Source organism: Kumtagia sp. (assembly GCF_059502445.1).
In genome coordinates, this window is record NZ_JCACER010000110.1 from 181,881 (window position 1) to 193,263 (window position 11,383).

Annotated in this window: 9 protein-coding genes; all 9 read left to right on the top strand. The window is 67.0% G+C overall.

The window, feature by feature from the left end:
- Positions 1-16 precede the first annotated feature (16 nt).
- Positions 17-1,792: a glycerol-3-phosphate dehydrogenase/oxidase gene (locus AC5JDC_RS29830; protein WP_495847275.1), complete on the top strand. Its 1,776-nt coding sequence runs from the start codon at positions 17-19 to the stop codon at positions 1,790-1,792.
- Positions 1,734-2,579 (top strand): class I fructose-bisphosphate aldolase, encoded by an 846-nt coding sequence (locus AC5JDC_RS29835; protein WP_495847277.1) that lies wholly within the window; start codon positions 1,734-1,736, stop codon positions 2,577-2,579. Before AC5JDC_RS29830 ends, AC5JDC_RS29835 begins: the two co-directional genes overlap by 59 nt.
- On the top strand, positions 2,576-4,102 hold the full coding sequence (locus AC5JDC_RS29840) for an FGGY-family carbohydrate kinase (protein ID WP_495847279.1): 1,527 nt from the start codon (positions 2,576-2,578) through the stop codon (positions 4,100-4,102). Before AC5JDC_RS29835 ends, AC5JDC_RS29840 begins: the two co-directional genes overlap by 4 nt.
- Positions 4,077-5,699, top strand: coding sequence for a GMC family oxidoreductase (locus AC5JDC_RS29845; RefSeq protein ID WP_495847281.1), 1,623 nt, complete (start codon positions 4,077-4,079; stop codon positions 5,697-5,699). The genes AC5JDC_RS29840 and AC5JDC_RS29845 overlap by 26 nt, the downstream gene beginning before the upstream one ends.
- Positions 5,700-5,977: 278 nt before the next feature.
- Entirely contained in the window at positions 5,978-6,664 is a 687-nt protein-coding gene (locus AC5JDC_RS29850) for a helix-turn-helix domain-containing protein (protein WP_495847283.1), read from the top strand.
- Positions 6,661-8,268, top strand: a complete 1,608-nt coding sequence (locus tag AC5JDC_RS29855; RefSeq protein WP_495847284.1) for an ABC transporter substrate-binding protein — start codon at positions 6,661-6,663, stop codon at positions 8,266-8,268. The genes AC5JDC_RS29850 and AC5JDC_RS29855 overlap by 4 nt, the downstream gene beginning before the upstream one ends.
- A gap of 64 nt (positions 8,269-8,332) precedes the next feature.
- Entirely contained in the window at positions 8,333-9,358 is a 1,026-nt protein-coding gene (locus AC5JDC_RS29860; protein ID WP_495847286.1) for an ABC transporter permease, read from the top strand.
- A 229-nt stretch (positions 9,359-9,587) separates the two neighbouring features.
- Positions 9,588-10,421 (top strand): ABC transporter permease, encoded by an 834-nt coding sequence (locus AC5JDC_RS29865; RefSeq protein WP_495847288.1) that lies wholly within the window; start codon positions 9,588-9,590, stop codon positions 10,419-10,421.
- Positions 10,418-11,308: an ABC transporter ATP-binding protein gene (locus AC5JDC_RS29870; RefSeq protein WP_495847290.1), complete on the top strand. Its 891-nt coding sequence runs from the start codon at positions 10,418-10,420 to the stop codon at positions 11,306-11,308. The genes AC5JDC_RS29865 and AC5JDC_RS29870 overlap by 4 nt, the downstream gene beginning before the upstream one ends.
- The last annotated feature ends 75 nt before the right edge of the window (positions 11,309-11,383 follow it).

Sequence of the window (11,383 nt, forward strand, 5' to 3'; positions counted from 1 at the left end):
TCCTCCGCCGCGCCAGATGACCTGCGAGACTCGACAGAAGCGGCTTGACGCCCTCCGTGCCAGGCAGCGCGTCGCCGTGCTGGTGGTCGGCGGCGGCATCAATGGCATCAGCACGTTCCGCGAGCTGGCGTTGCAGGGCATCGACGTGGTCCTGGCGGAGCGGGGCGACTTCATGTCGGGCGCCAGCTCGGCGCCCTCGCGCATGATCCATGGCGGCCTGCGCTATATGGAAAACGGCGAGTTCGCGCTGGTCCGTGAATCGCTCAACGAGCGTAACCTGCTGCTGCGCAACGCGCCGCATTATGTGCGGCCGCTGCCGACGGCCATTCCCATCACCGACCGCCTCTCCGGGCTCTTCGCCGCGGCTCGTCGCATCCTCGGCGGCAACCCGCCGCCGGGCAATCGCGGCGCGCTTGTCGTCAAGATCGGGCTCACCCTTTACGACTGGTATGCTGGCCGGAGAAGCCCGCTGCCGCGGCATCGCTTCTTCGGGCGCCGCGAGACCGGGCGGCGCTGGCCGGACCTGGCTGCACCGTTCCGCTTCGTCGCGCTCTATCACGACGCGGCGATAAGCTATCCCGAGCGCCTCGGCGTCGAGATGGTGATCGATGCGGAAGCGGCCAGCAGTTCCGCGCTCGCGATCAACCATGTCCGCTTCGATGGCGTTGAGGATGGCAAGGCCGTCCTGACGGACACGGTCACCGGCGAGCGATTTGCGCTCGAGCCGGACGTCATCGTCAATGCGACGGGCGCATGGGTGGATCTGACGAACCGGCTGGTCGATGCCGGGGCACCCGCGCTGATCGGCGGCACCAAGGGGTCGCATATCGTCCTCGACAGTCCGCAACTGGCGCGGGCGTTGGGCGACACCATGATCTATTTCGCCAATCGCGATGGGCGCGTATGCATCGCCTTCGTCCATTTCGGCATGGTGCTGGCCGGCTCGACCGATATTCCTGTGGTCGATCCGGACGCCATCCGCTGCGAACCGGAGGAGGTGGACTATATCCTTGGGTCGATCCGCGAGATATTTCCGCGGATCAATGTGGAGGAAAAGGACATCGTCTATCGCTTCAGCGGCGTGCGGCCGCTGCCGCGCAGCGCGGCGGACGTCACCGCGCGCATCTCGCGCGATCACAGCGTGGAATGGATGCCTGGAACCGTGCCGGTGCTCAACCTGGTCGGCGGCAAGTGGACGACCTTCCGCGCCTTTGGCGCGGCGGCGGCCGACGCCGTGATGGCGCGGCTCGGCAGGATGAGGAGCCGTTCGACGGAGACGCTGGCGATCGGCGGTGGAAGGGACTTCCCGTCAGGCGATGCGGCGCGCGCCGAGTGGGTCCAGGCGCTGGCGGCTTCGCTGCAGGTGACGCCGGCCGCCGCGGCTGTGCTGGCGGCACGCTACGGCACCCGCGCCGCCGATCTCGCACCGGCCATGCCGAGCCCGCCGCTTGTCGCCCTTCCGGCCTACAGCCGCGCCGAGATCGTCTGGATGGCGGGCAACGAGCATGTGGTGACGCTGGAGGACCTCGTGCTGCGCCGCATGTCGCTGCCCTTCAGCGGCACGCTTTCGATGGCCGGCATCGAGGAGATCGCTGATATCGCGGCGGCGGTGCTTGGCTGGACGGCGGCTGAAACCCGGCGGCAGATCGACCGGCTCGTCGAGCATCTCGCTACCCGTCATGGTCTCGACGCCCAGTCGCTGACCGACCGCAATACAATCCGGAGAGACCAGCATGTACCAGTCCAAGAAAGTCCGCATGAACCGCCTGTTCGGCAACGGCAAATGTCTTGACGTCGCCATCGACCACGGGGTCTGCAACGAACCGTCCTTCCTCGCCGGACTGGAGGACATGGGCAAGGTCGTCCGCCTGCTGGCGGACGCCGGGCCGGACGCGATCCAGATGAATTTTGGCCAGGCCGACCTGCTTCAGGAGCTTCCCGGCAAGGCCAAGCCCGCGCTGGTGATGCGCATCGACATGGGCAACCCCTACAACAGGACGCGCCATCGCGAGATGTGGGCGGTGCTGCAGAACGCGCATGATCCCATCGCCCCGGCCTTGCGGATGGATGCGGCCTGCGTGGTCGTCAACCTGTTCATGCTGCCGGACGAGCCGGGCTTGTTCCGGCAATGTGTCGAGAACATTTCGCGCGTCGCCCAGGACTGCGAGCGCTACGGCATGCCGCTGATGATCGAGCCGCTGGTGATGCAGCCGAACAGCGAGCGCGGCGGCTATCTGGTCGACGGCGACGCCGAGAAGATCGTCACGCTGGTGCGGCTGGCCCGCGAAATGGGTGCCGACATCGTCAAGGCCGATCCGACCGACGACCCCACCGACTTCCACCGGGTGGTCGAGGCGGCGCGCTGCCCGGTGCTGGTGCGCGGCGGCGGCAAGGCGGACCTGCGCCAGGTCTTCGCCAACTCGTATGCGCTGATGAAGCAGGGCGCGCAGGGCATGGTTTATGGCCGCAACATCTACCAGCACGACAATCCGGGGCGCGTCGTCCGGGCGCTGATGGCGATGATCCACGACGGCGTCGACGATGCGGAGACCTGGCGCATCTACGAGGCCGCCGCGTGAGCCGCTATCTCCTCGGCATAGACGCAGGCAACACCGTGGTGAAGGCGGTGCTGTTCGACCGCGACGGCATCATGCTGGCGCGTGCCGCGACGAACGGTGCGTCCAGCCAGCCGGCGCCCGGCCATGTCGAGCGCGACATTGCCGAACTGTGGCGCAACGCCGCCGCCGTCATCCGCGAATGCCTGCGCCAGGCGGGCGTCGAGGGGCGGGACGTCGCGGCGGTCGGCACGGCAGGGCACGGCAACGGCCTCTATCTCCTCGATCGCGACCGGCGGCCGCTGCTGGGCATCCAGTCGATCGACAACCGGGCCGCCGCACTGGCCTCGTCGATGCGCGGCGGCGAAACCGGCGACCACCTTTACCCGATGTGCCTGCAGCGGCCTTGGCCGGCGCAGACAGCGACCCTGCTCGCCTGGGTCAAGCAGAACCGTCCCGACCTCTATGCGAAGACCGGGACGGCGCTGCTCAGCAAGGACGTCATCACGCTGATGCTGACCGGCAACCGCGTCAGCGACTATTCCGACATGAGCGGCTGCGGACTGCTGCGGCTGCCCGAACGGCGATACGACCGAAAGCTGCTGGAGGCCTACGATCTGGCCGATGCGGAGGCGATGCTGCCGGCACTGGTCGAGTCGGAGGCGATCGCCGGCCACGTCACCGGCGAGGCGGCGCAGGCCACCGGGCTCTCGGCGGGAACACCCGTCGCCGCCGGATTCTTCGACATCATCGCCTCGATGATCGGATCGGGCGTCCATGCGCCGGGGCAGGCGGCGATCGTCGCCGGCACCTGGGGCATCAACCAGGTGGTTCGTGAAACGCCGCTGGTCGACGAGCGCATCTTCCACGCCTCGACCTGGAGGGCGGACCGCTACGTCGCGGTGGAGTCCAGCGCCACCTCCGCCGTCAATCTCGAATGGTTCGTGCGCGAACTCGCGCCGACGCACGACGCGTCCGCGTTCGAGGACTGCAACCGGCTGGTCGAGCAGGTCCGCCCCGCCGCCGAGAACCCGCTGTTCCTGCCGTTCCTGTACGGCTCGGCCACGCATGCCGATGCGCGCGGCGCCTTCGTCGGCCTGTCGGGCTGGCAAGGCAGGGCCGAGATGCTGTCGGCGCTCTATGAAGGCGTGGTGTTCGAGCATCGCCGCCACATAGACAGGCTGAAGGCGGCCGGCGCGGCCTTCGAGACGGCGGCGCTTTCGGGCGGCGGGTCGCGCAGTGCAGCCTGGTGCCAGATGTTCGCCGATATCGTCGGCGTTCCCGTCACCATCGCAGAATGCCAGGAGACGGGCGCGCTGGGCGCCGCGATCGGGGCTGGGGTCGCGGGCGGCATGTTCGGCTCCATCGAAGCGGGCGTCTCGGCTATGGTAAGGACGAGTCGCGTGCATGCGCCCCAGGCGGAGCATAGGTATCTCGTCGAGGCGCGGTACCGGCTCTATCGTTCGCTGGCGGAGGCGATGCCGGCACAATGGCACGGCTATCTGCGGGACAGCGGAACACATGAACGATCGCAAGCGGGCCAATGATCGCATCGACCTCGGCAGCTACGACTATATCGTGGTCGGCGCCGGATCGGCGGGCTGCGTGCTGGCAAACCGGCTGAGCGCCGATCCCTCCAGGCGCGTCCTGCTGCTGGAGGCCGGCGGGTCCGACAATTACCACTGGATCCACATCCCGGTCGGCTACCTCTACTGCATGGGCAATCCGCGCACTGACTGGGGCTATTCGACCGTCGCCGAGCCCGGCCTCAACGGCCGCTCGCTGGCCTATCCGCGCGGCCGGGTGATGGGCGGCTGCTCCTCCATCAACGGCATGATCTACATGCGCGGCCAAGCCGCCGACTACGATCACTGGCGCCAGCTCGGAAATGTCGGCTGGGGCTGGGACGACGTGCTGCCGCTGTTTCGCAAGTCGGAGAACCATCATGCGCTGGACGGTCCCTATCACGGCCAGGCCGGCGAATTGCGGGTGGAGCGCCAGCGGCTTTCCTGGCCGATCCTCGATGCGGTGCGCGAGGCGGCCGAAGAGCTCGGTGTGCCGAAGATCGACGACTTCAACGCCGGCGACAACGAGGGCTCGTCCTATTTCGAGGTGAATCAGAAGGCCGGCTTCCGCTTCAACGCGGTCCGCGCCTTCATCGCGCCGGTCCGGCATCGCCGGAACCTGCGCATCGTCACCGGTGCGCAGGCAGAGCGCATCCGTTTCGAGGCCGGCCGCGCCGCCGGCATCGACCTCCGCCTCGACGGCCGCCCGGCCCGTGCCGCGGCCTCGGGCGAGATCGTGCTCGCCGCCGGCGCGATCGGTACGCCGCAGCTGCTCCAGCTTTCCGGCGTCGGTCCGGCCGAGCTGCTGCGCAGGCACGGCATCGACGTTGTCAGGGACATGCCCGGCGTCGGCGCCAACCTGCAGGACCATTTGCAGATCCGGACGGCGTTCCGCATCCGCGGGGCGCGGACGTTGAACGAGTGGCAGGCCTCGCTGCTCGGCAAGGCGCAGATCGGCCTGCTCTACGCGCTGAAGCGCTCCGGACCGATGGCGATGGCACCGTCGCAGCTCGGCATCTTCATGAAGTCCGATCCGCGTTTCGAGACGGCGAACATCGAATTCCACGTCCAGCCGCTGTCGCTGGACAAGTTCGGCGAGCCGCTGCACGCGTTTCCGGCGATCACCGTCTCGGTCTGCAACCTCCGCCCGGAGTCGCGCGGCACGGTGAACATCGTGGCGAACGATCCGATGGTGCATCCGGCCATCGCCCCCAACTACCTTTCGACCGACGCGGACAGGGCGGTGGCCGCGGATTCCATCCGTGCCGCGCGCCGGCTGATGGCGACCGGGCGGATGGCGGAATACGGGCCGGAGGAGTTCAGGCCGGGCACGCATATCCAGTCCGCCGAGGATCTGGCGCGGGCCGCCGGCGACATCGCCACGACGATCTTCCATCCGGTCGGCACGGCCAGGATGGGGACGGACGAGATGGCGGTGGTCGACCCGCAGTTGCGTGTGCGCGGCATTCATGGCTTGCGCATAGCCGACGCCTCGGTGATGCCGACCATCGTGTCCGGCAACACGCATGCGCCGGTCGTCATGATCGCGGAAAGGGCGGCACAACTGATGGCGGGCTGACGCCATCGGTTTGATAGTCCGAGGGTGCTGCCAGGCCATGGCCCGCGAGCCGAGGCGGTTCGCGGATCGCCGAGACCATTGCCTCGCCTGTATCGCGCGTCATCCACCCACCAAAGGTCGTCCTGCCGAGCGCTTCGAGCCGAAGCCGCCGCTCCCGCGTTTCCTGCAAAAGTGCCTGCCTGGCGGGCATGTGACGGAATTGCCGCTCGATCACGCAGATTCCACTTGACGACGTTTTAGTCCTGCTACAATTTTAGTCCTACTAAAATGGAGAAGGCATGAGCCAGGCTGCCGACACGACCGGCGTGAACTCGGCCGAAATCCCGCTGGGCCAGAGGCTCCGGGATCGCCGGCTGGCTCTCGACCTCACGCTCAAGGACGTGGCCGACGGCGCCGGCCTGTCGGTCGGGTTCATCTCGCAGATCGAGCGCGGCATCACCATTCCGTCGCTGACCTCGCTGATCAACGTCTGCCGGGTTCTGGGCTCCGACGTCGGCGACTTCCTGGCGCAGCCGCGCGGCGACAAGCCGGTGACCCGCCACGACCAGCGGCCGGTCTACGCGCTCGGCAGCAACGCCGTCACCTACGAGCGCCTCTCGGCGTCGTTTCCGGGCAACGTGCTGCGCAGCGTCATCTTCCACGAGCCGCCGGGTTTTCGCAGCGAGCCGATGTCGCATGAGGGCGAGGAGATATTCTTCATCCTCGAAGGCGCGCTCACGATCGAGATCGACGGCGAGCGGACGATCCTTGGGACGGGCGACTCCGTCCATTTCCCGTCCACCCGGACGCATGCGACGTGGAATCACACCACGTCGTCGACGACCGTGCTGCACACCTGCACGATGGACGTCTTCGGTGACGGGGCGCCGGCGGGCCGGCCCGAGACCAGCATGGCCGTGTCGCGCGCAACGAGCCGCAAAAGTGCACCAAAGCCGCTGAAAATACTGAAGGGGAAAACACAATGAAAAGCCTGCTCAAGCCATTGGCGGCGACGCTTGTCGCCGCCACCTCGCTCGCCGGCCTTGCGGTCGTCGCCGTGACGCCTGCCGCTGCCGAAACCGTGCTGCGCCTCGATGAGGTCGCCGTCGGCGAACTCGATCCCGGCAAGGCCACGGACTATGCCGACTCGATCCTGACGTTCAACATCTACGACACGCTGGTGCTGGCCGCGCAGGGCAGGCCGGGCGTCGTGCCGCATCTCGCCGAAAGCTGGGAGACCGACGGCAAGACCTACACCTTCAAGCTGCGCTCCGACGTAAAATTCCAGAGCGGCAATCCGCTGACGGCCGAGGACGTGGTCTTCTCGCTCGACCGCATGAAGGCGCTGGGGCAGGGACTTTCCTATCTCTTCGCCAATGTCGAGAAGGCGGAAGCCGTCGATCCGACAACCGTCAGATTCACGCTGACCAGCCCCTATTCGCCCTTCCTGTCGGCGCTGCTGCGCCTGCCCATCGTCGACAAGAAGCTCGTTTCCGAGAACCTCCGGGCAGGCGACGGCGACATGAAGGACTGGGGGCAGGGCTATCTCTCGACCCACGCCGCCGGCAGCGGCGCCTACAAGGTCGTCTCGCACAATCCGCAGGAAGAGACGGTGATGGCCAGGAACGCCGACTATTTCCTCGGCGTTCCCGCCAAGGCGCCCGACACGGTGCGGCTGCGCTACGGGCTGGAGGCCGCCACCGTGCGCACGCTGATCGCCCAGGGCGAGCACGACATCACCTCGCAATGGCTGCCGCCGGAGGTGCTGAAGGCGCTCGCCGCCGGAGGCGCGCAGCTCCTGGTCGAGACCGGCGGCTCCGGCTTCTACATCAAGATGAACACCACCAAGAAGCCGCTGGACGATCTGAACTGCCGGCTGGCGCTCACCTATGCCTTCGACTACGCCGCCGGCGTCAAGATGGTGGCGATCACCGACGAGGTGTCGCAGGGCAGCCCGGCCTCCGGCCCGTTGCCGGCCGGCATGCTCGGCGCGCTGCCGGCCTCGGAAGCCTATGCCCGCGACCTCGACAAGGCGAAAGAGTACCTTGCCCAGTGCAAGTACAAGCCGGAGGACTTCACCCTCGAGCTGTCCTGGGTGGGCGAGGTGCCGCTCGAGGAGCGTTACGCGCTGCTGATGCAGGCGAATTTCACCGAACTCGGCATCAAGTCGGAAGTCCGGAAGATCCCGTGGGCGCTGTTCTCCGAGCAGGTCACCAAGCCGGAGAACACGCCGAACATCAGCCAGGTCTTCGTCAACGCCGTCACCGGCGATCCCGACACGCTGATCTACGGCATGTATCATTCCTCGGCCGCCGGCACCTGGCAGTCGCCGGAATATCTGAAGGATGCCAAGGTCGACGAACTGCTCGACAGGGGCCGTACCGAGACCAGCGACGAGCAGCGCGCCGCCACCTACACGGAGGCGGGCAAGCGGCTGAAGGAGCTCGCACCGACGATCTTCGCCTATGACCAGAACGCCGTGTTCGCGGCGAGCAAGCGCGTCTCGGTTCCGGCGCTCACCGACAGGAGCAAGGCGTTCGGCCTGACCGGCATGGCCTTCACCTTCCGCCTGATGGAAATGAACGAATAGGCTGATTTTGCTGGCCGGTGGCTATCTTTGCCGCCGGCAGACCGCCCGACGAACGGAACCGATGATGCTGCCTGTCGTCCGCCTCCTCGCGAAGCGGCTGGGAACCTCGCTGATCGTGCTGATCGGGGTCTCCATGCTGATCTTCGCCATCGCCCGGGTGATCCCCGGCGACCCGGCGCGCATCGCGCTCGGGCCGAACGCCTCGGCCGAGCAGGTCGCGGCGCTGCGCGAGCGGCTGCATCTCGACCAGCCGATCGTCGTGCAATACGGCCACTTCCTGTCCGATCTGGCGCGCGGCGACCTCGGCGTCTCGCTTTACACCAACCGGCCGGTGATGACCGATATCGCCCAGTTCCTGCCGGCGACGCTGGAACTGGTGCTCGTCTCGGGTCTGATGATGGTGCTCATCGGCCTGCCGCTCGGCATCCTCTCGGCGCGCTACCGCGACAGCTGGATCGACAACCTGATCCGCCTGGTCACGCTGCTCGGCGTCTCCGCCCCGGCCTTCGTCTGGGCGGTGATCCTGATGCTGCTGTTCGCTTATTTCCTGCCGCTCTTCCCGATCGCCGGACGCATCTCCGACAGTTTTACCATCCCGCCGGCCACCGGCTTCCTGCTGGTCGACACGCTGATCGCCGGAAATGTCCGTGCCTTCGGCAATGCTGCCTGGCATATCGTGCTGCCGGCCTTTGCGCTGGCGCTGTCGGGCATCGGCCAGGCGGCGCGGCTGGTCCGCTCCAACATGGTCGAGACCTACGAAAAGCCTTACATCGAGATGGCGCAGTCCTACGGCTTTCCTGGCAGGCGCATCGCCGGCAAATATGCCTTCCGGCCGTCGATGATCCCGTCGCTCACCATCATCGGCCTCGACTTCGCGGCGATGCTCGGCAACGCCTTCCTGGTCGAGGCGGTATTCGCCTGGCCGGGCCTGTCGCGGTACGGCGTGGCGGTGATCCTGCGAAAGGACTTAAACGCCATCATCGGCACGGTGCTGATCATCTCCGCGATGTTTTTGATCGTCAACGTGATCGTCGACCTGCTGATCGCCTTCATCAACCCGCGCATACGCTATTCGCAGAGGGCGGGGTGATGGAGAGGCTCACGCGAAGCGCCCCCTCCACCGCCTTCGGCGGTCCCCCTCCCCCGCTTCGCAGGGGAGGACCCTCCGTTGCGGCCGGCTACGCCGTCGATCCTCCCCCGTTTACGGGGGAGGGGAACCACGCGAAGCGTGGTGGAGGGGGCGCCCGGGAAGCCGAAACGCATTTGGCCGGCAGGCCAGAGGAGGGCGTCGCTGGTCACACCATCTCGCGAGTGTGCCCATGAACCGCACGTTCGCCATCCTGCTGCGCAATCCGCTGTCGCTGCTCGGCCTGGCACTGGTCGCGCTCGTCGTGCTGTCGGCGATCTTTGCCGACTTCATCACGCCGTTTCCGGAGCATGCCGGCGCCGTGGTCGACTTCGCCAATTTCAACAAGGCGCCGGAGTGGCCCTACATCATGGGCACCGACCTGGTCGGCCGCGACCTGTTCACCCGCATCGTCTACGCCTACCGCATCTCGCTGATCCTCGGCGTGGTGGTGCTGGCGATCGCCGTGCCGATCGGCGTCACCATCGGCCTCGTCGCCGGCTATTTCGGCGGCTGGGTCGAATACATCCTGATGCGCGTCACCGACGTGTTCCTGTCGATCCCGCCGCTGGTGCTGGCCATGTCGATGATGGGCGTGCTCGAGCCGACGCTGACCAACGGCATGATCGCGGTGACCGCCATGTGGTGGCCCTGGTACACGCGCCTCGTCTACAATCTTGCGCGCTCCGAGAAGGAGGAGGGTTACGTCCTCGCCGCCGAGGTGATCGGCGCCTCGAAAACGCATGTCATGTTCCGCGAGATCCTGCCGAACTGCGTGCCGTCGATCCTCACCAAGATGACGCTCGACCTCGGCTTCGTCATCCTGATCGCCTCGTCGCTGTCCTTCCTCGGGCTCGGCGTGCAGCCGCCGACGCCGGACCTCGGCTCGATGGTGGCGGACGGCGCGAAATACCTGCCGGACTCGTGGTGGCTCACCGTCTTTCCCGGGCTCGCCATCCTGGTCGCGGTGTTCGGCTTCAATCTCGTAGGCGACGCGCTGCGGGAGATTCTGGGGGCCGAGCAATGAACGCACCCACGCTGCTGATCCGCGATCTGAAGCTCGGCTTCCGCAGCCATGCGGGCATGCTGGAGGTGCTGCACGGCATCTCGCTGCACATCGCCAAGGGCGAGCGCGTCGCGCTGGTGGGTGAATCCGGCTCCGGCAAGTCGGTGACGGCGCGCATCGTGCTCGGCCTCATCCAGTCGCTGCGCAGCGCCCGAGTCTCCGGACTGGTCGAGTTCGAAGGTCGCGACCTGGCGAAGCTTTCGGAGCGGGAGCGCCACGCGCTGCGCGGCACAAGAATGTCGATGATCTTTCAGGATCCGACCTCCTCGCTCAATCCGGTCTACACGATCGCGACGCAGTTCCACGAGGTGCTGCTGCGCGGCAGCCCCGGCATCTCGCAAGCCGAAGCGCGTCGGCGCGCGGTGGCGGCGCTCGACGACGTGGCGATTTCCGAACCGGAGCGCGTGCTCGATTCCTATCCGTTCCAGCTTTCCGGCGGCATGAACCAGCGTGTCATGATCGCCATGGCGCTCGCCAACGAGCCATCGCTGCTGATCGCCGACGAGCCGGGCACGGCGCTCGACGTCACCGTGCAGGCGCAGACGCTCACGCTGATGCGCGACCTCACCGAGAAACACCATACGGCGGTGCTGTTCATCTCGCACAATCTCGGCGTGGTGCGCGAATTCGCCGACCGCCTTTACGTCATCTACAAGGGCCGCATCGTCGAGCAAGGACCGACGGCGGCCTTGTTCGACGACCCGCGCCACCCCTATACGCGGGCGCTTTTGCAGGCCGTGCCGCGCATCACCGGCGGCGGCATTCCCGAGATCGAGGACGCATCGGAAGCCTATTTCGCGCCGCTGGTTGTGCATGAGGGTTTCGGCGAGCCGGGGAGGGCGGGATGATGATCGTTGCTGGTCGTGCTCCTTCGCACCCCCCTCTGTCCTGCCGGACATCTCCCCCGCAAGGGGGGAGATTGG